The organism is Salinivibrio kushneri (genome assembly GCF_027286325.1).
GTDB classification, from domain to species: domain Bacteria; phylum Pseudomonadota; class Gammaproteobacteria; order Enterobacterales; family Vibrionaceae; genus Salinivibrio; species Salinivibrio kushneri_A.
Genome location: NZ_CP114588.1, coordinates 1,594,077 through 1,618,210 on the forward strand (window position 1 = coordinate 1,594,077; position 24,134 = coordinate 1,618,210).

The 24,134-nt window shown below is 50.1% G+C and carries 17 protein-coding genes and 1 pseudogene; 8 read left to right on the plus strand and 10 right to left on the minus strand.

From position 1 onward, the window contains the following. Positions 1–125: 125 nt before the first annotated feature. Positions 126–1,679: a methyl-accepting chemotaxis protein gene (locus N8M53_RS07475; RefSeq protein WP_269578321.1), complete on the plus strand. Its 1,554-nt coding sequence runs from the start codon at positions 126–128 to the stop codon at positions 1,677–1,679. Between the two features lie 94 nt (positions 1,680–1,773). On the opposite strand, the gene folE is transcribed toward N8M53_RS07475, so the two are convergent. Beyond that, on the minus strand, positions 1,774–2,430 hold the full coding sequence (gene folE, locus N8M53_RS07480) for a GTP cyclohydrolase I FolE (RefSeq protein WP_269580002.1): 657 nt from the start codon (positions 2,428–2,430) through the stop codon (positions 1,774–1,776). A gap of 571 nt (positions 2,431–3,001) precedes the next feature. Between folE and N8M53_RS07485 the strand changes: the two genes are divergently transcribed. After that, positions 3,002–3,502, plus strand: coding sequence for an META domain-containing protein (locus tag N8M53_RS07485; RefSeq protein ID WP_269578322.1), 501 nt, complete (start codon positions 3,002–3,004; stop codon positions 3,500–3,502). Positions 3,503–3,558: 56 nt separating this feature from the next. On the opposite strand, the gene N8M53_RS07490 is transcribed toward N8M53_RS07485, so the two are convergent. From N8M53_RS07490 to N8M53_RS07500, 3 genes are all read right to left on the minus strand, one after another. Beyond that, positions 3,559–5,175 carry a CHASE domain-containing protein gene (locus tag N8M53_RS07490; protein WP_269578323.1) on the minus strand — a complete coding sequence of 539 codons (1,617 nt, stop codon included), beginning with the start codon at positions 5,173–5,175 and terminating at the stop codon, positions 3,559–3,561. Between the two features lie 191 nt (positions 5,176–5,366). Beyond that, positions 5,367–5,561 (minus strand): DUF4250 domain-containing protein, encoded by a 195-nt coding sequence (locus N8M53_RS07495; protein WP_269578324.1) that lies wholly within the window; start codon positions 5,559–5,561, stop codon positions 5,367–5,369. A 62-nt stretch (positions 5,562–5,623) separates the two neighbouring features. Next, positions 5,624–6,295 carry a hypothetical protein gene (locus N8M53_RS07500; protein WP_269578325.1) on the minus strand — a complete coding sequence of 224 codons (672 nt, stop codon included), beginning with the start codon at positions 6,293–6,295 and terminating at the stop codon, positions 5,624–5,626. Between the two features lie 146 nt (positions 6,296–6,441). Between N8M53_RS07500 and N8M53_RS07505 the strand changes: the two genes are divergently transcribed. Further along, entirely contained in the window at positions 6,442–7,749 is a 1,308-nt protein-coding gene (locus N8M53_RS07505; RefSeq protein WP_269578326.1) for a GGDEF domain-containing protein, read from the plus strand. A 117-nt stretch (positions 7,750–7,866) separates the two neighbouring features. Here N8M53_RS07505 and N8M53_RS07510 read toward each other — a convergent pair whose 3' ends face one another. Beyond that, a complete protein-coding gene (locus N8M53_RS07510; RefSeq protein ID WP_269578327.1) occupies positions 7,867–9,084 on the minus strand; it encodes an MFS transporter in 1,218 nt (405 codons plus the stop codon). 101 nt (positions 9,085–9,185) lie between these two features. Here N8M53_RS07510 and N8M53_RS07515 point away from each other — a divergent pair, with 101 nt between their 5' ends. After that, positions 9,186–10,082: a LysR family transcriptional regulator gene (locus N8M53_RS07515; protein WP_269578328.1), complete on the plus strand. Its 897-nt coding sequence runs from the start codon at positions 9,186–9,188 to the stop codon at positions 10,080–10,082. A gap of 231 nt (positions 10,083–10,313) precedes the next feature. Further along, positions 10,314–12,374, plus strand: a pseudogene (locus tag N8M53_RS07520) (YgiQ family radical SAM protein); the annotation flags it as partial. A 189-nt stretch (positions 12,375–12,563) separates the two neighbouring features. Here N8M53_RS07520 and N8M53_RS07525 read toward each other — a convergent pair. The 3 genes from N8M53_RS07525 to N8M53_RS07535 all read right to left on the minus strand — a co-directional run bounded on the left by N8M53_RS07525 (position 12,564) and on the right by N8M53_RS07535 (position 17,467). Beyond that, entirely contained in the window at positions 12,564–12,719 is a 156-nt protein-coding gene (locus N8M53_RS07525; protein WP_269578329.1) for a hypothetical protein, read from the minus strand. 63 nt (positions 12,720–12,782) lie between these two features. Then, entirely contained in the window at positions 12,783–15,881 is a 3,099-nt protein-coding gene (locus tag N8M53_RS07530; protein WP_269578330.1) for an FAD-binding and (Fe-S)-binding domain-containing protein, read from the minus strand. Between the two features lie 104 nt (positions 15,882–15,985). After that, the gene (locus N8M53_RS07535) at positions 15,986–17,467 is read right to left on the minus strand and encodes a phosphatase PAP2 family protein (RefSeq protein ID WP_269578331.1); all 1,482 of its coding nucleotides are present in this window, start codon (positions 17,465–17,467) and stop codon (positions 15,986–15,988) included. Between the two features lie 48 nt (positions 17,468–17,515). On the opposite strand from N8M53_RS07535, the gene N8M53_RS07540 reads away from it, so the two are divergent. Continuing rightward, a complete protein-coding gene (locus tag N8M53_RS07540; RefSeq protein ID WP_269578332.1) occupies positions 17,516–19,138 on the plus strand; it encodes a VRR-NUC domain-containing protein in 1,623 nt (540 codons plus the stop codon). Between the two features lie 84 nt (positions 19,139–19,222). On the opposite strand, the gene N8M53_RS07545 is transcribed toward N8M53_RS07540, so the two are convergent. Beyond that, on the minus strand, positions 19,223–19,963 hold the full coding sequence (locus N8M53_RS07545) for a PilZ domain-containing protein (RefSeq protein WP_269578333.1): 741 nt from the start codon (positions 19,961–19,963) through the stop codon (positions 19,223–19,225). Between the two features lie 65 nt (positions 19,964–20,028). Next, positions 20,029–21,324, minus strand: coding sequence for a DUF945 family protein (locus tag N8M53_RS07550; RefSeq protein WP_269578334.1), 1,296 nt, complete (start codon positions 21,322–21,324; stop codon positions 20,029–20,031). A gap of 291 nt (positions 21,325–21,615) precedes the next feature. Between N8M53_RS07550 and N8M53_RS07555 the strand changes: the two genes are divergently transcribed. Both N8M53_RS07555 and N8M53_RS07560 read left to right on the plus strand, forming a co-directional pair. Next, on the plus strand, positions 21,616–23,571 hold the full coding sequence (locus N8M53_RS07555; protein ID WP_269578335.1) for an ATP-binding protein: 1,956 nt from the start codon (positions 21,616–21,618) through the stop codon (positions 23,569–23,571). Continuing rightward, entirely contained in the window at positions 23,568–24,068 is a 501-nt protein-coding gene (locus N8M53_RS07560; RefSeq protein ID WP_269578336.1) for a response regulator, read from the plus strand. The genes N8M53_RS07555 and N8M53_RS07560 overlap by 4 nt, the downstream gene beginning before the upstream one ends. Positions 24,069–24,134: the final 66 nt, after the last annotated feature.

Sequence of the window (24,134 nt, forward strand, 5' to 3'; positions counted from 1 at the left end):
CCTTTTTTTATGGGCTGCGTCAAAATAGAAACAATTTAGTAACATAATTATTAATACAAAGCCTGAAGCCACTACACTAAAACCAACAAGGCTTTTATCAACTGTGACCAAAAAAGATAAAGACTATGAGCAATAATGAAGTTGTATTTGGTGACGATGAGCGCCTCGTCTCGACCACTGATAAGCGCGGGGTAATCACCTATTGTAACCCGGAGTTCATTCGCATCGCTGGCTACGATGAAGAGGAACTCACGGGCGCTCCTCACAATATTATTCGTCACGCCGATATGCCCAAAGCAGCATTTGCGGATATGTGGCGAGCCTTAAAAGCCAACCAACCTTGGCGCGGCATCGTCAAAAACCGCTGCAAAAACGGGGATTACTATTGGGTAGACGCCTATGTCACCCCCATTTATAACCAAGGCCAAGTCACTGGCTATCAGTCCGTCAGGGTGAAACCCGATCCTGCGGTCAAACATCGCGCCGCACAAATCTATCAAGCCCTGTGCCGGGCAGAGAAAAATGGCAAGTCGATGAAGCCGTTATCGGTTGCCGATATTCCAGCAGCGTTGAAGTACACATTAATGGGGTTGGGGTTGGTCGCCGCACCTGTGTCGCTTATTTTCGATAACGCCATATCGAGCTGGGATATTGCAGGCGCCATTGCGATGCCGTTAGTGCTCGGCACTCTCTTTCGCGATGAGCTTTTCACCTTGCCTACTCTCGCGCGTGGTGTACAGGACAATTACGACAGTATCAGTCGCTATATCTACTCGGGAACCGGGCTCAGTTCTGTGATTGATTACAAGGTGAAAATGCTCAATGCCCGCATTCGCACTATTCTCGGCCGCATGCTCGATGCTTCACTGTCACTGAATCAATTTTCGGATGAGTTGAGCGCGTTATCGAAACGCGTATCTGATGCGATCAATAAACAAAGCCATCAGATTTCCTCGATTGCCAGTAACATTGATCATGCCTCTGAGTCGGCAAACAAGGTTTCTGATAACGCTCAGCAAAGTGTTGAACTACTGCAGTCAGTCCAGCAGCAAAGCAAAGAAACCGAGGCCTTGTTACAGCAAACCGGCGAGCAATTAAAAACGCTCTCCCAACAATCTGAAAACTCGCTCACCGCGACGCAACAGCTTTCTGCCACCGCTGAACGTGTTACTGAGTCAATGAGTGAGATAAGTGGGATTGCCGAGCAAACCAATTTGCTAGCGCTGAATGCAGCGATTGAAGCGGCACGCGCAGGCGAACAGGGCCGAGGCTTTGCGGTCGTTGCTGATGAAGTTCGGGCGCTCTCTAGTCGTACGCAAACAGCCACTGAACAAATCCAGTCATCGATTCAAGACATGCACAACACCATTTCGCATTGGCAAACTCAGATTCATGAAAGTCACGAACAAACGCAAGAGTGTGTTGATACGACCGATCACAGTATTGCGAGCCTGCACTCGGTCAGAAATGCTATCGAAGATGTGGTCGGCCGCACCAATGAAACACACCACTCTGCCCAAGCGCAATTAGAGAGTTTTACAGCCGTTAGCAAAGAGATCCATGATATCGAATCGGTTTCTCAGCAAAACCTCAACGAGGTCAATGACGTTTCCGAGGCAAGCAGTCAGCTTCGAGATAAAGTGCGTCAGTTCCACGATATTGCAAGGCAGTTTGAGTAAACCGACTAACGCCTCCACGCTAACCGTCCTAAAAAAGCCCCAATCTGTTTTCAGAGAGGGGCTTTTTAAACATCTGCCATCTGTGCATTGGACGTTATTGAATACCGTGTAAAAACTCAGCACGTGTTGCGGCATTCTTTTTGAACAATCCACCAAGTGCGGTAGTGGTTGTTTCACTGTTGGCATCCATGACACCACGAGATTTGACACAGTAGTGGGTCGCTTCAATGCGCACCGCCACGTCCTCGGTTTCCAGCAGTGTTTGCAACGCCACCAGCACCTGACGGGTCAATCGCTCTTGCACTTGCGGTCGCTGAGAGAAGAAGCGTACGATTCGGTTGATTTTAGACAGGCCAAGTACTTTATGATGAGGGAGGTACGCAACAGTCGCTCTGCCATCTATGGTGACAAGGTGATGCTCACACGTGCTGGTCACTGAGATGTCTTTGACGCGCACCATTTCATCGCATCCCATCTTATTCTCAATCATGGTGACTTTGGGAAACTGCGAGTAATCCAAGCCTGAGAAAATCTCATCGACATACATCTTCGCAATTCGCGCCGGTGTCTCGGCCAAGCTATCATCGGTGAGGTCTAAATCGATCGACTGCAGAATTTCACGCATGTGAAACTCAATTTTTTCTTTTCGTTCTTCAGAAGACATCGCAGATGTCGCGGTCATTGGAGTTTCAATACCGCGAGCAACCAACGCTTCCTGAACTTTTTTTGCAGCATCGCTCAATGCCATGATGGATTCCTTTTTGAGTCTACCCTAGCCGTTCTTTTACTTACACACTGTGGCCAGTGTCGGATCAGTGTTGTCACTAAATAGAAGCATAACGTTAATATCTAAAAAATACACCTCGCGAATGCTGTGGTTTTACGGCTTGGTGCCTTAGTGGACAGCTTCAATGGCAAAATTGTCAAGGAAAATGAACAGGTTTGATAAAAAAACCTATCACTGCATATCGCGGATCAACTCTCGCCTATTTTCGTATTTTCTCTTATCCAATAACCTCAGTGAAACTAAATTGTCATTTTTGTTTGATAATCTTGCGCGATAACCTGCCTAAATATTTTGGTCGTGTGGCTAGCCATTCTCAGACAGACAAAAATGCTGATGTCGTGGGCCAGCGATAAAACGAGATTTCAATAATAATAAGACACGCGATGGTATATCTTGCCCCCTCTACCGGGGGCTTTTTTTATCGCCTAGCAAAAAAGACACTGGCTTGACATAAACTCACATTTTTATTGGCATACTTGTTACTAACTTGGCTACGCTTGAATTGAAACCCACTGTTAGTGACTAAGGAGTCATTATGAAAAAACACGTGTTGATGGCAGTCATGCTCGCTGCCGGAGTGACCGCTTGTAGTAACGGTCAGTATGCCGGTGGTGATAAAGGCGGCGTGACGAGCTCTGGCGTTGCACAGCAATGGCAACTGACCATGGTCGATCAACAAGCTATCAGTGCGGAAGGAACCCCAACGCTGACTATTAATAAGGATATGGGCGTCAGCGGCTTTAGTGGCTGTAACCGTTATTTTGGTAACGCTGAACTGAATAGTAATCGCTTTAAAGTCGCGCCAATGGCAAGTACCAAAATGGCGTGTTCGTCCAGTGCGATGGAACTCGAACAAACCATGAGTCAGGTGCTAAGCCAATGGAGTGATGCAACATTACGTGATAACCACCTCATGCTCAGCAACGAGGCACATACGTTATTATTCACCGCGGCTAATACGAAAAAAACTGAGGAAGATCCCCTACTCAAAAGCCCTGTGGTTGATTCCCGCTTCAATAAAGGTGAAGAGTACTAACATCGCGTCAGCGTTTAAGAGACACCAGAGCGGTACATCTGTACCGCTCTGATTTTTTAGGGGTCAAAGCTCTGGTTGTCCTGAACTGGCGCGCTAATTTCCATCCAGTGCCACCCAGTATCATTGTCGGCTTTCGCACGGGTCAAGCCAATTTCACCATAAGCATGTAATCGCGAGGCAGTCATTTCTTTTTGATCGCTGACCGTTACCCCGCCAACAAACACCCTCACCCGATCTTCCGGCTCGCCTTCAAATGCCAAACTTAATCGCCTCACCGCTTTAACGCACTCATCAGCCAATCGCTCCGCGCCTTCTGTTCGCGGCAAGATGGCAACAAACTGGCTACCGGTAAACCGACACACCAGATCACCTGGGCGTTTAAGCATTTCATCCAGTACTTGTGCAATTTGTCGGATCAACTGATCACCAGCAATGCGCCCATACAGGTTGTTGTAATTAGAAAGATGTTGGATCTCCACCACCATCAGGCTCAGAGGCGCTTCATCACGAATTGCACGCTGTATCTCACGCTCAAGCTCCTGCTCAAACTGAGTACGATTATGTAATCCAGTCAACCCATCACATTTGGTCATCGACTCAAGTCGACTATTAGCTTCTTTCAATGCGTGTGTTTTTTGTTCAACTTGTACCTGAACACTGTAGGCGCGAGACTGTAGGCGATAAAGCAGATAGCAGATGACTAAAAATATGCCACTACCGATGAGAAACGTCCACAGCGGCACCCAGCTTTGTCTTGCCTGCATGTAGCTGACGGTTGGATACCCGACGAGCTCCCACTCGCGACCCGCAAAGAAAATAGGCTTGGCGGGCTGCTGCGCAAGTGAGTCTTTCATCTGCGCTAACTCCACTCGCTGCGTGTGAAGCACTTGGCGGTTGTTCGGATCAGTCGCATCAATCAAGGTGTAATTAATCCCATCATTAATGACAGTATCTATCGCCAAATTGACCAAGGTATTCACATCAATCACCGCCACCAGAAACCCGCGTAAATCTCGCGTGTCTTCCCCTCCGAGCTGCTCTGGATCCAATAAAATCGGCATGATCAACAAAAAGCCGCGCACATTGCCGTATGCGCGCTCGATGGTAGTCGCTGGGGTGGCGACAGGGACGCCGGTGTTAAAACTGGTTTTTAATGCCTGACGGGTGACTGGCGTTGAACCAAGATCGTAACCTATGACAGAGGCTTCACGGTTTTCGCCAGAGGTGAACCTGAGCGGGAAGTACATGTCACGCCGTTGCGCGGGTACCAGTTGGTTGTTTTCATCCAACTCGACAATATTCAACTGTGAAGACGTGGCACCTCTCTCTTCCATTCCTTGAACGTAATGGCGACGTTGATGATGCATCACAATGTCCACCCACTCTATCGACTTAAAGCTTGGATGACGTTTGAGTACACCGGACGTGAGCGGTTGAAAATTGCGTGCATCCAATCGATGCCCCGCGTCAAAGTGATTCTTGACTGCATAGAGCAACTCAAGGCCCAGATTAACCTCTCGTGCTAGCGCCATTGCGGCATTATTCACGTCTTTATGCAGCTCTTTGCGAATCGCCTCTTGCTCTTTTTGATACAGCAAGTGGGCGGTTAACGCTGCAAACCCCACGCCAATCAGTGCGGTTAATACAATTACGCTCCATGCTCGTCGCGGCATCAGGGTCGTCCTTATGAAAGTGCATTCCACGTGATCAAACAGGGAGTTCACTTATTCTCTCCCTCTATAAGCGTAGTGGGCAGAACAATAAACGATCAAATTTTTAACAAAACAACGGGGTAGGGGCTTGTTGGGATGAAAAAGACTTGAAATGCGACTCACCGTGTGTGGCGTGAGTCGCAGGTTAGTGGCTACTTAAGTCTTAATTGATTGGTAAGCGGGTCGTACTCACAACCAATATCATCAAACTTACTTTGCAACTGGTCGTGGTCGAGATCTAAATGCGCCATCAGTGCTTCCAAACTGTCACACTCTAGGCGCAGTCTTTCATTCACAATGCCATAGAAGATAGCACCATCTAATCGGCTGATGTTGTGGATATCCATACCCTCTCCTTGCACTGAGTTTACCCACTATGAGTATAGATCCGAGGCGGAAAACTGCCCAATTAAGCAATCACGAGCCTCGTCAAACTGATATTGGCCAACAGCATAAAGCCAAAACCCACGCTCACGCGCCAAAAAACAGGTGAAGTTTGCTTAAGCAGGTGCCAAATCTGTGCCGCCACCCCGAGCAAGCCCAAGCCTGCGCCCGCCATAATGGCGTTGATATCACCCGTTGACGGTGGGCTGACAACAGACAACACCGCGGCGCTCAGCATCATTCCCATAAACGCCAGTACACTAACCAGGGGGAGCAAGCGATCAAAAGCTTGCAATCGCGAACGCGCACGAACTAACAAACTGTGGCCAAAGCCCGCTCCGAGAATCACTAGTTGCAGGGCTCCCATCATTAGCATTCCGCCACCGTGAGTGGCAAGTATGACAACCCATGTAACAAGACCCAATAAATTTGCGACATGAAGCAAAGGAATGGGACCGGAGTGGCGTGTTTTGCCTGTTTTTGATCGAAACGCAAAAATCCCTAACAACAAAAAGGGTAAACTGGCGATAAATGTAAATGGAACTAAGATCAACCACGCAAAAACAGGCACCCAGAAAGCGCGATGGAATCGGCCCCGTTGGCCTGGGCATATTTCCCCTTTCAATAGCGCCAGTGAGAGCACCAGCTGTGCCCCTAGAATTGCCGAGGCAACCGCAGGAGCAAGTAACGTATACATAATTAAGAGCACCTTACGTATCTCAATAAAAAATGGTCAATTATTTGTTCTATTGCATTAAAAAGTTGGCTAGATCACATTGAATGCAAGAAACACAGTCAAAACAAACAACAAACTGGCATGTTCGTACGCTTATACCAACCTTTATGACAGAAAAAAATAACATGACCGCGCAGCATGATAATACCAAAGCGGCGGACGCAACTGGAACCTTTGCACAGGCGGGAACAACAATGGGTGCAATGATGAATGAAACTTTAGGCCATATTGTCTACAAGCTGCAAATATCATTCCTTGAACTGTGGAGTGCCAAAAAGCACGCAAACAGCTTTAATAATACACGCAGCACCTATCTGCGCAGTCGCTTGTGCGTGTTGTGTTACGTGTGGGCCGCCCTAACCATTGCGTGGTCACCCGCTGATTTTTTATTCCTCGCTGACAAAACGGCCGCTGCGCAGCTCTCGCTGCAACGCCTTTTGTTAGCGGGTATGCTTATTACCATTGGTTATGCGGTCAATCGCGCTAATAACCTCAAATCAGCGAAACTTGGCTTGGTCGCCATGGTGTTCGCTACCAACGCCTTTTATTTTTCCGCCAGCCACACTCTAGGCTTTCCTACTGACAACGCGGCATTCTCTTACAGCTACACGTTACTGCCCATTATTCAGATTGTAATGCTTACCATCTTCCCGCTCACGATGCGGGAAAGCATACTCTTGATGTCGATAACCCTGATTTGCCACTTATGGGTGGATTCATTCAGTGGCACCATGACCAGTCCTGACAATATCGCCTCGTATTGGCTACAAACCGTCATTGCATTCATGGTGGTGTGGTCACAGCTTTCTCAACTGCACATGATTTTGCGCCTATACCGGCAAGCCACGCTCGACCCGTTAACAGGCATTTATAATCGTCGAATGCTATTACAACTGGCCATGCGCGCACTGGCCGTTAGTGAAGAAAGGCACTCACCATTCTCCGTCTTGCTACTCGATTTGGATAAGTTCAAGCGGATTAATGACAAGTGGGGGCACTACGCAGGCGATGTGGTATTGCAATCATTTACCCGCACCGTACAAGAGCGTTTGAGAAAGGCTGATATTTTCGGTCGATTTGGCGGCGAGGAGTTTATTGTCTTCCTACCGAAATGTAATGGCGAAATCACGGCGCAAATCGCCGAGCGTTTGCTGGGTGAAATTCGAGAGATGGATGTCTATATTGATGAAAGCCATACCCCGTTGAAAGTCACCGCGTCGATAGGCCTCTCCACGCTGCAACCGGGCGACACGCTTTCATCTTTGATAGAGCGTGCCGACAGTGCTCTCTACCAAGCAAAAGCCGAGGGGAGAAACTGCGTGCGAGCCTATCAGCCCGGCCACCAATCAGGGTTTGATGCTAGAAACTCTGTCAGTCGTGACAATATCGACATGCCCACCGAAACATCGCTTTAGCGACGCATTTGGTCGCAAAGAGACAATCATTGGCTGGCGGGAGTAAACGCAGTCATCGCGAGAGGCCGTCTTTAGTGGGCTCTGGGCGACGCCTTTTTCTCCACGCCAACTTAAAGGTCAGGACGTCACAACAGGCGCTTGGCGCTGACTTTTTCGACATCGGTGCATGACACGAGAAAGGCCAAGCACCAGCCCCAATAGAAGCGTGATGAGCACAAAGGCCGCAATCACCACGCCTGGCCATGCATAGTGTTGCCAAGCCGCGATGAGATAAAAACCACCAAGGCTGCCACCGACATAATAATGCACTAAATACAAAGCCGTTGCCGTTGCTTTACCATGCGCCGCGTGGCGGCTGACCCATCCATAGGCAAGAGAGTGAGTAAAGAAAGCGCCACCACTTACAATCAATAGCCCCACGACCATCCAAAGGACCTGACTACTCAAGGTCACAACCACGCCTAACATAGCCACACAAGTACCAAAGGCCATGCCTTTTATCGCGCCAAAGTGCAGTACCCAACGCCCGCTCAAACGCGATGTCACTGTACCGGCGAGGTAACAGACAAACACTGAAGACACTAAACTGACCGGTAACTGGTAAGGTGCAGCCACCAAACGAAACGCCATCACCGAAAACAAATTCACAAATAACGCAAAGTTCACCCCACCAATCAGCATCGCCAACCACAATTTAGGAGTGCGAAGATGTGTGAGTACCCCGCGAGAATGAGTCAGTAAGGAGGTATTACCAGGCGAAAAATAACGCTGACGCGGCAAAAGTTTGCTCACGATGGCGACGCCCAGCAAGGAAAACACGGCCATCGCCATCACCGCGCCATGCCATCCCCACCAATCTGTCATCATTCCACCGAGTACGCGGCCCGAGATCCCGCCCAGTGAGTTAGCACTGATATAGCTGCCCACGGCAATCGCAAGTGCCTCCGGTGAGAATTCTTCCGCCATGTACGCCACTGCCACCGCGGCAAACCCACCCAGCGCAATACCTACCGAAGCACGTAAACCAACGATGACCCAAAAAGAAGAGGTGCTGGCGATAATAAGGCCAATCACAGGAAGCATCCAAAGGCTAACCAGCATCACTGGGCGCCGACCGATTCGCTCCGACAGTACGGCCCAAGGCACCAGTGAAAAAGAAAGGCCTAAAGTACTGGCCGCAAGTAGCCAGTTCGCCCGTGTTTCACTGATCCCGTCCTCGGCCGCAAACACAGGCAACATAGGTTGAAACAGATAAAGGTTGCAGAAAATCAGAAACGATCCGAACGCAAGTGCAAACGCCGTCAATCGATAACGTGGTGAGCCAAGCTCTATCATGAAAACCTCACCGGCAGGCTAAGATGTGATCATGCTAACAACCGCTTTATAATTAATAAAATATATTAAATTTATTCTATTGATATATTTTATTAATAATTATGGACATCAAACAACTCCGCCACGTAATTGCTGTCGCTGAAACTAAAAGCTTTACCCTCGCCGCCCAACGCCTGCACATCGCGCAACCTGCGCTCAGCATTGCGATCAAAAAGCTTGAAAATCAACTGGGTATGCCTGTTTTCATTCGCAATGACAAGCGCATTCAGCTTACACAAGAAGGGCAGGTATTGCTTCAGCATGCCTATCGCGTGGTACAGCAAATGCAAGATGCTGCGACAGCAATGGATGAGCTAAAGGGATTGCAAAAAGGCGAAGTGCGTATCGGTGTACCGGGTATGCTCGGATCTTATTTTTTTCCTGAGTTGTTGATGGGATTTCGCCGTCGCTATCCCACGCTAAAACTCACTGTGGTAGAGGCTGGCACCCACTCTCTGCGGCAAATGCTGCTCGACGGTGAGCTCGATCTCGCCGTGATTAATGATAGAGAGGTACCCGATTCGTTGGAAACCACGCATTTGATTTCCTCACAGATGGTTGCCGTCGTCGCGACCGATCATGGGCTTGCCACCCACTCTACCCTCGACTATCAAACCTTTTTCGCCCATGAGTTAATCATGTTCCGCCCGGGCTATTTTCATCGTGACTATTTGGATCAAGTCTGCGATGAACATGCCATCACCCCCAAACTTTCACTAGAAACCAATTTACTGGCGATGATTTTGAACATTGTCCGCCATGGCTTTGCCATCAGCGCATTGCTCGATATGGTCACCGAACATGAAAGCGGGATTGTCGGGATACCGTTCACACAGCCGATCAAGCTCGATATTTCCATTGCCTGGCGTAAAGACGGTTACTTATCTCTCGCCGATCGTGCCTTTATTGATTATGTGCAACAGCACAACCCATCAGCCAAGTCGTCAACGCTCCGCTAAGCTGCATCCTTCAGATTTACCCCTATACTCGATGTAGGTTTATCGCTAAAATCGCTGGCTAATTTATCGCCCGCCCTGGCGTACGATGTGCGCATCGATGGAGCGCATATCCTCATTGCAATGGGTTGACCAAGAGACCATACCGTGACACCAACTGCTATTTACGATTACACCCCATACTGGGCCGCTTGTTTTGGCCCCGCGCCGTTTTTACCCACCAGCCGAGAAGAGATGGACATTCTGGGTTGGGATAGCTGCGACATTATCATTGTTACCGGCGACGCCTACGTTGATCACCCCAGCTTTGGTATGGCGGTGATCGGTCGCACATTGGAAGCACAAGGCTTTCGTGTCGGCATCATCTCGCAGCCAAACTGGCACAATAAAGATGATTTTATGGCATTGGGTGAACCAAACCTGTTCTTTGGTGTGACCGCCGGCAACATGGACTCGATGATCAACCGCTACACCGCAGACCGAAAACTGCGTCATGACGATGCCTACACGCCTAATAATGAGGGTGGGAAACGTCCCGACCGTGCTGTTTTGGTCTATTCTCAGCGCTGCCGAGAAGCCTATAAGCAGACCCCGATTGTGCTGGGCGGCATCGAAGCCAGCTTGCGCCGTTTAGCGCACTACGACTATTGGTCAGACAAAGTCCGTCGCTCTGTGTTATGTGACGCGAAAGCAGACATATTGCTCTTTGGCAACGCCGAGCGTGCCTTGATTGAAGTGGCACATCGTCTATCTCGCGGTGACACAGTCGCCAATATGACCCGCATTGCCGGCACCGCAGTGATGATGAAAACACCACCAGAAGGTATGGCAGAGGTTGATTCTACCCGCATTGATAAACCGGGAAAGAGCATGACCATGCCCAACCCCTACGCCACAGACACGCAGTGCGAGACGAACAAAAAAGCAGAGCCAGACGCAGCGAAGCCCATTACTATCCGTCCGTCTCGACACGATGCCAAAAACACCTTTGTTCGCCTGCCCTCGTTCGAAAAACTCAAGAACGATCGCATTTTGTACGCGCATGCTAGCCGAGTGATGCACTTAGAAGCGAACCCCTATTCTGCGCGCGCCTTGGTGCAGCAACATGGCGATCAACTCCTTTGGATTAATCCCCCTCCGGTGCCCCTCACCACCGAAGAAATGGACTATGTGTTTGGCCTCCCCTATGCGCGTGTGCCTCACCCAAAGTACGGCAAAGCCAAGATCCCCGCCTACGACATGATAAAAACCTCAGTGAACATTATGCGTGGCTGTTTTGGCGGCTGTTCATTTTGTTCAATTACCGAGCACGAAGGACGGATCATTCAAAACCGCTCACAAGCGTCGATCATTGAAGAGCTCAATGATATCCGCGATAAAGTGCCAGGATTTACCGGCACGATTTCAGACTTGGGCGGCCCGACGGCCAATATGTATCGGCTTGGCTGCGCAGATCCTAAGGCGGAGCGGAACTGTCGTCGCCCCTCGTGTGTATTTCCAAAGATTTGCGACAAGCTCAATACCGATCACCGTCATACCATTGATCTCTACCGCAAAGCGCGTCAGGTGGAAGGCATTAAAAAAGTGTTGATTGCGTCGGGCGTGCGGTATGACCTGGCGATTGAGTCGCCAGAATATGTCAAAGAATTAGTCACTCACCATGTCGGTGGATATTTGAAAATTGCCCCTGAGCATACCGAGAAGAACACGCTGGATTTGATGATGAAGCCCGGCATGGGCGCGTATGATCGCTTCAAGGCGCTGTTCGAAAAGTACAGTAAAGAAGCGGGCAAAAAGCAGTATTTGATCCCCTACTTCATTGCCGCGCACCCTGGCTGTACGGATGAAGATATGGTGCAGCTTGCCTGCTGGCTAAAAGAGAATGAGTTTGAGTGCGACCAAGTGCAAAACTTTTACCCATCACCCATGTGTAATGCCACCGCCATGTATCACTCGGAAACCAATCCGCTAAAGCGAGTACGTTACAAAAAACGCGAAGCACTGACAGTGGCAAAAGGCGAGCGCCAGCGACGCTTACACAAGGCGCTACTGCGTTACCACGATCCCGCCAACTGGCCACTGATCAGAGAAGCTTTGGTACGTATGGGTAAACAGCATTTGATTGGTAATGGACCAAAATGCCTGATCCCGAGAGAAGATGCCCCCGAAAAACCAGGCCGGCAGCGCCGCTCAGGCCGTCATGGCACTCAACGCTTTGCCACTAAGCACCCCAAGCAGCCCGATATTCGCCGCCCCAATAACCACAAAGGCGCTGGTAATAAGCAGCGTGGTAAACGGACATAACCGTCCGTTGTAAGAGGCACCGTTTTAAGAGGCTTAGAAAAAGAACGCTCGCAGCGAACCCCGTTACGGGCGTTTCACTACGAGCGTTTCACTACGAGCGTTTCACTCGAACGTTGCGTGTTTTTAGCCTCGACGGCGTCACGCTATCCTGCTAATGACGCGTGATTAAACACGCTAGCACTAACGAAAAAGCTCTACACCAATCACAGCCAGCGCCAGCACACCGGCGATGGCACCGATCACCCACGCAATTTTCTTTTGCGTCCCCTCGTCCAAGTACTGGGCCGCCGTAATCCCGAGTAAAACCAGCAAGATGATAACAATCGTTTTAAGCATTTGTTTTACCTTAGCTTTCAGCTCTTTCTTTTACTGTATGACAACGCCACCCAGATGCAAGCTTTATAGTGATACGTTATCGACACGCGCACGATCAATGCGCGTACACGCTAGCCGCAACAAGATCTGCAAAGGATGTTGTAACTGCGTCTCACTAAACCGCTTCACTTGGCTACGGCACGAGTAACCGGTTGCGAGCACTCTCTCGCTAGGTAGGTTTGCCAACTGTGGCGACCAACTTAAATCATAAATCGCGGCTGACGTTTCGCGCTTGTCTGCTTCATGGCCATAAGTGCCCGCCATGCCACAGCAACCCACAGAAATCGGTTTAAGCTCTGCCCCAAAATGCGCAAACAACGCAACCCATTGTTGCTCAGCATGAGGCAACTGTGTTTTCTCGGTGCAGTGGCCGAACAGATACCAGGGGTCCGCGTCACGGCTCGTCACGACCGGCATATTAGGCACCACACTGGCTAGCCACTCGTGGGTCAGCAACACATTAAAACCTCCCCGATGCTTACCGAGCGCTTCTTGGTATTCATCGCGGTAACATAGCACCAGCGCCGGATCGACACCCACCATGGGAATATTTAACGCGGCCAACTGATTCAAAAAGCCAGCGGTGTTACGCGCCGTCTGGGCGAAGCGGCGAAGAAAACCTTTTACGTGCTGCGCTTTCCCATTAGGTTTGAACGGCACCAGCATGGGCACCTTACCCAGTTGCCGCGCCAATTTGATCAAGTCTTGAATCAGAGGCGCTTCATAAAAGCTGGTAAATGGGTCTTGTACGATCAACACATAGTTTTCTCGCTCTTGCGCAGATAACGCCTGCAACCAGGCTAAATCAAATTTAAGTGCGTGATCGCCCGCCAGTGACTGAGCCAGCGTCGGCACCGACAACGCCGGTGTGTCTGTGTAGCCAATAAGCTTCGCAGTGAGCCCTTGGGCCCATTGAGGCTGGGTCGCCGCATTCACCAGTTTGGGTACTTTGGCCATCAGTGGTAGCAAGGTTTCAATGTTCGCCACCAAGTGATCTTTCACTGGGCGCGGATAACGGCTGTAATAGAGCTGCATAAAGCGCGACCGAAAACTCGGCACATCCACTTTGATCGGGCACTGACTGGCACAAGCCTTACACGCCAAGCAACCGCTCATCGCTTCCATGACCTCATGGCTAAAATCATCTGCTTCTCTGCGGCGGGTAAAATAGCGCCCGAATTTGGCCATCACTTCACGTACTGAAGGCCACTGGGTCATCAATGCCTGCTCAACGGCTAACGGATCGACACCTTGCTCAGACAGTAAACGCAACCACTCTCGCACAATCCCAGCACGGCCTTTTGGCGAATGACGTCGGTCATAACTGACTTTCATTGAGGGGCACATGGGTGAGGCAGTGTCATAGTTAAAGCACAGCCCATTGCCATTGCACTCCATTGCCCCTTTAAAGCTGTCACGTACTTCTACAGGGATTTGACGGTCATAAAAGCCACGCTTGGTATCATCAACCTTCACCAGTGAATCCTGGCTGTTAATCGGTGTGCAGATTTTTCCTGGATTCATCCGGTTTTGCGGATCAAATGCCGCTTTGATATGACGAAGCTGGGCAAATAAGGTCTCACCAAAAAACTCGGGGCCGTATTCTGAACGATACCCTTTGCCATGCTCACCCCACATTAAGCCACCATACTTGGCGACCAAGGCGACCACCTGGTCAGAGAGGGTTTTCATCACCCGTTCTTGGTCAGGGTCACATAAATCCAGAGCTGGACGCACATGCAGGACTCCCGCATCGACATGACCAAACATGCCATAGTGCAAGTGGTGGCTGTCGAGCAATGCGCGGAACTCTCCGATAAAATCAGCAAGGTTTTCCGGTGGCACACAGGTATCTTCGGCAAACGCGATGGGTTTTGCTTTGCCTTTCGTGGCGCCAAGCAGTCCGACCGCCTTTTTACGCATCGCATAAATTTTGTTGATTGAGGCGAGATCCCGACAAATCTGATAGCCAATCACGCCCTGTTGCTTTTGTGCAATCAGACTGTCCAGTTGCTGACACAATGCCGAAATCTGTTGTTCAATCTCACCAGCATCATTCCCCGCAAACTCCACCATATTAATGCCGTGCATGGTTTTGCCGGGCACCGCTTGCAATAGATCACTCACCGTATGCCAAACGATGTCGTTTCTCGCGAGATCAAGCACCTTGGCGTCAATGGTTTCAACTGACAGCGCGTTCGCCTCAACCATCATCGGCGCATTACGCAATGCAGAGTCAAAACTGTCGTATTTAATATTTACCAAGGTACGCACAGTCGGGATCGGCGTAATGTTGAGCTTAGCCTCGGCAATGAATGCCAGGGAGCCTTCAGCGCCACATAGCACGCGGCCAATGTCGAATGCAGTCAGTGCGTCATCATAAACATGTTTAAGGTCATAGCCGGTTAAAAAACGATTCAGCGGCGGAAAGGTATCGGTAATCAAATCACGATGCTCACGACAGACGGAAGACACCGTTTGCAGCGCACGGCCACTGAGGTCATCGCGCGACATCGCTTGTTGAAGCTGATCAGCATTGAGCGGCTGGGTATCCAAGAGACTGCCATCAACGAGCACCGCTTTTAAACCCAGCACATGATCGGAGGTCTTACCGTAGCGTAGCGAGCCTTGACCCGAGGCATCGGTATTGATCATCCCACCAATCGTGGCGCGATTACTGGTCGATAAATCAGGTGAGAAAAAGTACCCATACGGGCGCAATACATCATTGAGTTGATCCTTGATAACGCCGGCTTGAACACGCACCCACCCTTGCTCAGGGTTCACTTCCAGCACCTGATTCATGTGACGAGACACGTCCACCACCACATGCTTAGTCAACGACTGGCCGTTGGTGCCGGTACCTCCACCACGGGGGGAAAACTTAATATCACTAAACGTCGGGGCTTGGACGGTCTGACCAATAAGCTGAAGATCATCAACTGATGCGGGAAAGAGGACGGCTTGCGGTAGGGCTTGATAAACACTGTTATCGGTGGCTACTGCAAGGCGGCTCGCATAGGTCGATTCAATATCGCCTTGGAAACCTGCTTCTTGCAAAGCGGTAATAAAATCAACGACGGCGGACGACAAGCCCGCCTCTGGGTGTATTGCCGGTATCATTGCTGTTCCTGTGCGCAGTTCACCATGCCTGGTGCAATTTTTGTTGTACTGTCACTTTACCTTAACTCTTGGCACAGCCAAAGCGATCACCCGGCAAATCCTTATCACCACTCGCGCCAACCTAGCCGCTTTCCCGACCATTTAGCAAGCTCTGGACTGGCAATCAGTACCCAAGGACCCAAACTCCATGCCGCCATTGAAACGACAATAAGCACAATCCAGCTTAAGCCTGTCAGCTGTGCCACTCCCCAGGCTGCCCCCACAATGGCGGCGATACCGAAAAAGATCCACACCAGCGTTAACACTTTGCCATTGAGCTGGCTGGCAGGTTTATGACTAGGAAAGAGCTTATGCCAAACCTGGCCGGTATAAACACCTGCCGCTAACGCTGACAGGTAAACCAAATTGGGGATCTTTAATGCAAGTGCCAACAGCGCCATGATGAGACACGCTAAGAACCAGATTCTGCCAGTGGTCAGCATGGGTCTGTCATTGCCCACTGTCACGGCATCCAGCTTGACAGTCGCCCAGGCAACGCTGCTTCCTACCAGCGCCCCGATCACCACATCACTGGCAAAGTGCACACCGAGGTACATGCGATTGAGTCCCATAAGCACTATCACCACCAGTGCCATCACCAGCGCACTAAAAGCAGGCGGGTGTATAACTCGGCGTTTTAGATACCAAGCGGTCATGACAGCCGCCGCGAGCAAAGTATGACCACTAGGTACCGTAAAGCCACTTGCCTGGCCGATTTGTAAGTCAGGCCACAAATAAAACGGCCTTGGCATGGCAAAGCCACTTTTTAGGGTGGTAGAAACAGCCGCTGCACTGATCAGCAAAAAAAGTAGCGACAGTGCCGATTTATGGCCTCGAAAAACGAGAAATAACGGCACCAGTGCAATATAAAAGGCGGTTTCTCCTAACGTATTAACCAGTTTGAATATGGCGCTTACTGTTGTTTTCCCCGTCTCACCCAGTTGGTGCACGGCGTTTTGTAGACCTGAGACCAATCCATATTGACTGACATAAAACACAGGCGCTAAGGCACTAAAGTCGGCCAAGGCACTGACATCGCTGCTCGGCGTTTTCTCCGCTAGTGACCATAAGCGATCGCGACGATCATTAAACCGATAGCGATAATCTTGCGCATGCGCGCGCGGTACCAGCCGTGCTTGCTCAATTTCAGAGGCAAAATGAGGCGCACGCCAAGCGGGCAAAAGGCCCACGCCCTCAGCGGTGGAGACAACAGGCAATGGCGCCTGGCTTTGACAGGCAAACAACACACCACGCTCATCCTGATGATAAATATTTCCGACCGTGACGCGAATAGCCGTTTCTTCGAACACTTCACGCGCTAGTGCTCTACTCGGTGATTCGGCCAAGTTAACCCGCCCACCGGGCAAACCATACCGTCCGGTCACTGTGTCTTTCACGAGCAAGACCCGTCCTGCTGGATCGCTAATAATGCATGCGACCCCAGCGATCCCTTGCTCGGCGGAGAACGTAGTTTCATTCTCAGCCAAGGCATCGCTCGACACTAACCCGCTAAAGACTGACAATAGTACAGCGATAATCCGTTTCATGCGGCGGCTCCCTGAATACACGTGTCCTGATGAAAGATAAGGAAAAGAATGACGCAGCCAGACCCTCTTAGTCCCTATTATTACCATCATAACTTTCAAAACTTGATGGATTTAGTCTGCGAACGTGACTGGGATCTGCTCATGCGCAACGAACGCCATTGGCTGACGACCTTTCAACAGCTTAGCTTCAAAGCACAATGTTTGCTGGTGCGTTTACTGATGCGCCGTCACGACTGGTTTTTGGCCGATTCATTGCACTACGATGAGTTGGGTGAAACGCCGCCGCTGCTCGACATCTTGGCTGAACATCAGTTTATTAGCCTAACCCATACTGCCCCATCAGAGGTGGTATTTACATTACTCACCAAAGCACAACTTATGGCGGCTTTTCCTGATGCGGGGCTCGCCAAAAGTGCGCCTAAAAGCCAGTGGCAGCAGGCGATCGAGGCTCTCTATGGCAATACACTCGACAGCCCTAAGGCGTTGGTAGTCTGCCACCAGCCAGACATTTTACCGGTATTAAACCTGCTGTATTTTGGCAATTCTCGCCAGGATTTGAGCCAATTCGTAGTGGCCGAACTGGGTATCCAGCAATTTGAGTCCTATCCCATTCGGCGGGCAGATCGCCTCTTTAACCATCGGAGCCAGATAGATGACTGGCTTTATCTATCCGCGTTAAACGAACGCGCATGGCAAGCACGCAAAAACAAGCAACCTGAAGAAGTACTGGCGTTAGCGCCCTGTTTGCCAGCCCCGTTTGACTGGGCACCACTAGAGCGTAAACGCCAGCGCTTGGTTAATCGTATTGCCCGCGAATTTGAGCGTCAGGATGATTTATCGACCGCATTGTCGCTGTATCAAACCACCACTCAGCCACCCAGCCAAGAACGACGCGCACGTATCTTGATAAAGCAAGGTGGCATTAAAGCGGCTGCAACGGTCATCGCAACCATGCTCCAAGCCCCACACGATGAAGAAGAGCGTGACGTAGCGTATCGCCTAGCAAAACAAAAGCCGATTCGTACCCTCGGCCAGTCGGCACCCACAACGCTTGCCACACAGCCACCATTACCCACCGAATCATTAACGTTAGCGCTTGAGCAGCGGGTAGAACACGAGGTCGCTGATTATTATCGTCAGCAAGGCTGGGAGGTATGGTTCAGCGAAAACAGCTTGCTTAACGCACTGTTTGGGCTGTTTTTTTGGGATATATTGTTTTTGCCCGTTCGTGGCGCCTTTCTTAACCCGTTTCAACGTGGGCCACGCGATCTCTATAGCGACGACTTTGTCACTAAACGGCAGGCACAGATTGATCAGCGCCTCGCTGAGGTTGAACAAGCACGTAAATGGGTGGAACGACATTATCAGCAAAAGCACGGCATCACTAACGAGTGGGTGAATTGGTCAGTGATAGAGTGGCCGTTACTTGAGGCTGCGTTAGTCATGCTCACAAAGGCACAGCTTCGCGCCTGTTTTCAACGCATTTTGTTCGACCGCCGCCACAACCGCCGCGGTCACCCAGACTTGTTTATGTGCCGAGGCACGTCATACCAATGGGTGGAAGTAAAGGGGCCAGGCGATACACTGCAGCCCCACCAAACACGCTGGCTTCAGTTTTTTCAACAGCATGATATCCCAGCGAAAGTGGCGTATGTCACGTCGAACGAATGATGCAGGCCGTCTCAGACTCACTGGGACATGTCTATCACCGCCTCTCAATCTCGCAACTGCTGTCGCACCCTTAACGTGACGTTGTCACTCTTTTTCTTCTACATGCGGGTTAAAAATATAATAGGAGCCATCATAAACCAGCCGTTTAATCAACGCCTCGCAATGTTTGAGGCCGCTGCGGTCAAACGACACACCATAGCGCTGCATGCCCCATTTTTGTTGGCGGTTCTCTATTTGCCCACTTAAGATAAAACACTCGTCACTGTTTGGTGCTTGGATTTGAATCGCCATTTGGTGGTGTTTTTCAAACACAGGGGCAATGGCATCAAAACTAAACCCACAACCGCCTGCAGATATATCGGTAAGGTTGACAGGCAAACGACGATTATCGAGCGGGATTTCCCCTTTAACGTTTAACTCATAACGATTATCTTTGCGCTGTTGTATCAGCTTGGCTTGTTGCGGTAACTCAACCATTACCAGGTTGATTGGCGTTTTGAGCACGGTTGAGATCTTAGAGGCAAACCGCACTTTGGCCCCCTCACCCTCGTCAGAAACTGCATCGACCGCCAGGCGATAGCCTTCAATAAAAAACTGATTAACCTGATTAAGATTTTCCGTCGGTAACGAAAAGAACAAGCGCTTTTCACCATCAAAGCCGATAAAGGTACATTCACAACGGTAGGTTTGTCCCACTGGGGTCTTGATTTGTACTTGAGTCGTAGTGCCGTGCTTCATAAATGCCACAGCACGTAACCCTATGACGGTCTCTTCTCTCACCGTTTTGTATTTTTTGGCCTTAAGTTCAGGCAAGGACTGCATCATTGTTCGCTTTTATTGTTATGGGTAACTAAGGGCACCGACGTCTCAAGTCAGTGCCCGTGAGGTATTTACATCAGCATAAACATCACAAATTGCACCAGTGGTATGGCAGTGCCATCAGAGGTGATGATTTGGTTTCCCTCGATTTTGGCAGTCAGCACGGTATTTTCATCTGTTTGTGTGACAAAGCCCGCTTTGGTCAAATCTTGTATTTTTGCTTGCCACGGTGACTGTGTCAGCACGCCATTGGGTACCGAGACATCAAGATCACCGCTTACCTGATTAACCAGTTGTTGGAGATTGAACACGCCAGTTGGCTCACTGTCTTTCACATCGACGTGCATGTCGACACTGATATCCCCCTCTGGCACAGTTAAGCTCGCGGGCGACAAATCAATCGATAACCCCGCCTGCAACAATTGCACCAAAGCCTGATCAAAAGCCTCCATGCTCACTGGCGCGCTACCTTCTTGCCACTGCGACGAGAGTAACGCGATTTGGGACATGGCACTGTAATCAAGATGACTGGCATCGAGCGCCACCACTAAGTTACGCCACTGTGTGTTGTTTGGTAACGCAATCGTCCCCACCGTCAGTTGGTTGGTATTGTTTAGCTCACGGGTTGACGTTGATTCAGATGCAACCAACTTATTGCCTATCTCAAGCTTGACGTCGTCCAGCTTTAAAGATTGACCGCTCACATCACTGAAGTACGCTTGCTCGAGCGATAAAGACTGTTCACCAATCCACAGACCATCTTGCAAATAGCCGCTTCCTGACCCCGACACGCTATCCACTTTGAGTTGCTGACCACTATCGTCATTAAAGGCCAGTGCGGGTAAAGAAAAGGCTGCGTTCACATGTCCTTTACGGTCAATCTCACCTTGTAGGCTTAACTCACTCGCGGTCAGGTTGCTGCTCGCTTCTGATAGCGAAAAAGGCGCGACGGTAAGGTGATAGTCGGACGCCCCTGTCATCAAGGTATCCAGCTTTAGACGAATTGGGGTTGGGTTACCGGGCCACGCTTTTTGCGTAATCGCTTGCAGCTCAGGGGTCATCACTAACGTGTTGTTTGACGACACACCAAATACACCGTGAGAGATCTCTGAGGCGATTTCGTAACTAACAGGTAAACCCGACTGGGCAAGTATCGCTTTGGTCTCACCCTTAAATACGACCTGCGTGACCGCCTGCGAGCTTAAATATCCGCGATCGTACGTCTGCTGCTCAAGCGTGAATTCTGGGGTTGAGCGCTGATCGACTTCTCGCTCATACATCGACTGTGCGATTTGGCCAGTTGCAAATGGCCAACACGCAACAATCGCAAGGCCACCTGCGATGGCACCATACTTTCCTAAAAACATGTTTTCTTTGCCTCAGGCATGCGAAAAATCATAGTGTAACTAAAATTAGGCGCTGAAGATAACGCGTTATACTGTGAAGGCAAACTGTTATGGAAGCCATCGCACAGGTCAATAGACAATGAATAATAAGAAAGAACTTTCTCACTAATGAGGCAAGGGCGCGTATTAACGTACCGCCATGCAGAACATGCAGAATACGGTGTATTTATTCATGAATGTCGACCATTTCGCATCATTGCCGCGGATAAATGCATACAATCAAAGCATATTTGCGGTAGACCGACAGAGTGTATGAACCCCTACGTTATATTGTGCATTGACCAAGACCCTTTCGTGGTAGAGCAGTTGTCTCACGACCTCGCGCCGTTTCGTGATGTGTTTGATCTTTGCAGCGCCGAGACCCCAGACGACGCCTATGCCATGCTCGACGACTTTGAGGCCAACGAGCAACAGGTAGCATTGCTTATTTGCCATAACGAGCCGGGCGATAACCGTGGTATCGATCTATTAGTGAATGTCGACAACCACTCCGCAAGCCAAGGGGCGCGCACGGTCTTGCTCAGTGACGCACCGCAATACGATATTATTTTGCAGGCGGTGAATGAAGGCCGACTCAATTATTGTATGCACAAGCCCTGGCGAACTGAGGAGATGCAGCGTGTCGCCGAAAAAGAACTCACTACCTACGTATTGCGCTATTGCCAACATGATTTACTGCGCTACGCTGAAGTGTTAGATCACCGTACCTTATTAGATGCCCAAGTTGAGCGCGAGATAAGCCAATTTCAAGCGCAATTGTTAGCACCGGGTGAGACCGACAAAGCGGCAATCGCCGATCGCGTGATTGCCGGGTTATATGCGTTTTTTGAAGGCAATGATGAAAGCCGCGCATGCCGCACCTACAGTGCCAACCATGTGCTTACCAAAGAAAATCAAGACAATGCATTTTTGTGGTTTATCACAGACGGCGACGTTGGGCTGTATAAAACGGATGACGAAGGGCAAGAGCATCATGTCTCCACCCTGTCTTCCGGCAGCTTGATTGGCAGTATGTCTTTCGTGACGGGAGACGTTTCTTTCTCTACGGGTCGCACTCTCACTCGGACGCAGGTGATCAAAATCGATCATGCTTTATTCAGTAAAATAATGACCAGCCGTTCAGAGCTGTTGCCCTTGTTTATTCAATACCTGTTGCTGCACTTCAACCAACGCTTAAAGCGCAGTATCGATACCGAAATCCAGCTACAGCAAACGCTCGCCTCACTGGACGAGGCCAACCGCCAATTACTAGAAAAAGAAAAGATGGCACTACTGGGGCAACTCGTGGCGGGCGTCGCTCACGAACTCAATAACCCAGTGTCAGCGATTTTACGTAACAGTGATGCACTCGCAGAAGCCTTAGAGGAAGTGGCAAAAACGCCATTGGCCTCAGCCAGCCGCGAGCAAGCCCTAGCGCTTTTGCAAACAAACCGCGAGAGTGCCCCCTTATCAACGGCCACGGCTCGAACGTATACCCGCACCTTAAGCGACGTCACCGGGGATAAACGTATCGCGCGCGATTTAGTCAACATTGGGCTGTATCAGCCTGAAAACATCAAAGAATGGCAACAACGTCTGGGTGAGGGTTTTAATCACGAACTCACTACCTGGAAGCAATACGCCCGCTGTGGGCGGTTATTACGCTCTAATCATGTGTGTGCGGCTCGTATTGCAGATTTAGTCAAAAGCTTACGTACCTATGCCCGTCAAGACAGTGAACAGCGCCAGCGTACCCGTATTATTGAAAACATTGATGATACCCTCACCTTGTTCGAGTATCGGCTCAAGCCTCATCAATTGGAAAAGCGCTACGACTGGGTGCCCGATATTATTGCTCAGCCCTCGGCCTTAGCGCAGGTATGGACTAACTTGATTGCCAATGCCCTTGATGCAATGCCGGACCCCGGCACACTGACCGTGACAGTAAAAACACTCAATGACCAAGCCTCCGGTACGATCGAGGTGTCCGTCAGTGATACCGGCATCGGTATGACCCCTGAGCAGCAAGAAAAAATGTTTGCGTTAAATTACACCACCAAACGCGAAGGCCATTTTGGTTTAGGTATTGGCCTGACCATGTGTCAAACCATTATCCATGAGCATGGGGGTGATATTCAGGTACACTCGCAACCGGCTGTCGGTACCACAATGACAGTGACGTTACCCATTGAACTCCCCGCCTCTGCCAGTAAGGAGCCTCAACTATGAGCCAATATTTAGTCCTATGTGTCGATGATGAGCGTGATGTGCTCGATAGCGTGATCGATGACTTGCAAGGCTTTACCGATCACTTCGAGGTAGAAGCGGCAGAGTCAGTCGCAGAAGCGCGAGAAGTGATTGCGGAAATGGCCACAGAAGGTACCGAGCTGGCCTTGATTCTGTGTGATCATATTATGCCCGGCGAGCTCGGAGTGGAGTTTTTGATTGAGTTAGCCAATCAGCCAGAGACAGCATCGACGCGCAAAGTATTACTGACCGGCCAAGCAGGATTGGAAGATACCGTCTCTGCGGTTAATCACGCCAGTTTACACTATTACCTCGCCAAGCCTTGGCAAAAAGAGACCTTGGTCAGTGTCGTCACCGATCAGCTCACCAGCTATGTCATCGCGCATGAAACCAACTTATTGCCGTGGACCAGCGTACTGGACACCCCTAGGATTGTAGAAGCCGTCAACCGCAACAAATGGGATATAGGCGCAGAGTAGTTGCCAAGTCAGTGCATATACAAGCCGATAGGTCAAAAATCGGTAAAAAAGCCTGACTCACGGGCG

Excerpts from the sequence above, each read along its gene's own strand:
- N8M53_RS07475 (WP_269578321.1), top strand. The coding sequence starts at position 126 with ATGAGCAATAATGAAGTTGTATTTGGTGACGATGAGCGCCTCGTCTCG.
- N8M53_RS07485 (WP_269578322.1), top strand. The coding sequence starts at position 3,002 with ATGAAAAAACACGTGTTGATGGCAGTCATGCTCGCTGCCGGAGTGACC.
- N8M53_RS07490 (WP_269578323.1), bottom strand. The coding sequence starts at position 5,175 with ATGCCGCGACGAGCATGGAGCGTAATTGTATTAACCGCACTGATTGGC.
- N8M53_RS07495 (WP_269578324.1), bottom strand. The coding sequence starts at position 5,561 with ATGGATATCCACAACATCAGCCGATTAGATGGTGCTATCTTCTATGGC.
- N8M53_RS07500 (WP_269578325.1), bottom strand. The coding sequence starts at position 6,295 with ATGTATACGTTACTTGCTCCTGCGGTTGCCTCGGCAATTCTAGGGGCA.
- N8M53_RS07505 (WP_269578326.1), top strand. The coding sequence starts at position 6,442 with ATGACAGAAAAAAATAACATGACCGCGCAGCATGATAATACCAAAGCG.
- N8M53_RS07510 (WP_269578327.1), bottom strand. The coding sequence starts at position 9,084 with ATGATAGAGCTTGGCTCACCACGTTATCGATTGACGGCGTTTGCACTT.
- N8M53_RS07515 (WP_269578328.1), top strand. The coding sequence starts at position 9,186 with ATGGACATCAAACAACTCCGCCACGTAATTGCTGTCGCTGAAACTAAA.
- N8M53_RS07525 (WP_269578329.1), bottom strand. The coding sequence starts at position 12,719 with ATGCTTAAAACGATTGTTATCATCTTGCTGGTTTTACTCGGGATTACG.
- N8M53_RS07530 (WP_269578330.1), bottom strand. The coding sequence starts at position 15,881 with ATGATACCGGCAATACACCCAGAGGCGGGCTTGTCGTCCGCCGTCGTT.
- N8M53_RS07535 (WP_269578331.1), bottom strand. The coding sequence starts at position 17,467 with ATGAAACGGATTATCGCTGTACTATTGTCAGTCTTTAGCGGGTTAGTG.
- N8M53_RS07540 (WP_269578332.1), top strand. The coding sequence starts at position 17,516 with ATGACGCAGCCAGACCCTCTTAGTCCCTATTATTACCATCATAACTTT.
- N8M53_RS07545 (WP_269578333.1), bottom strand. The coding sequence starts at position 19,963 with ATGATGCAGTCCTTGCCTGAACTTAAGGCCAAAAAATACAAAACGGTG.
- N8M53_RS07550 (WP_269578334.1), bottom strand. The coding sequence starts at position 21,324 with ATGTTTTTAGGAAAGTATGGTGCCATCGCAGGTGGCCTTGCGATTGTT.
- N8M53_RS07555 (WP_269578335.1), top strand. The coding sequence starts at position 21,616 with ATGAACCCCTACGTTATATTGTGCATTGACCAAGACCCTTTCGTGGTA.
- N8M53_RS07560 (WP_269578336.1), top strand. The coding sequence starts at position 23,568 with ATGAGCCAATATTTAGTCCTATGTGTCGATGATGAGCGTGATGTGCTC.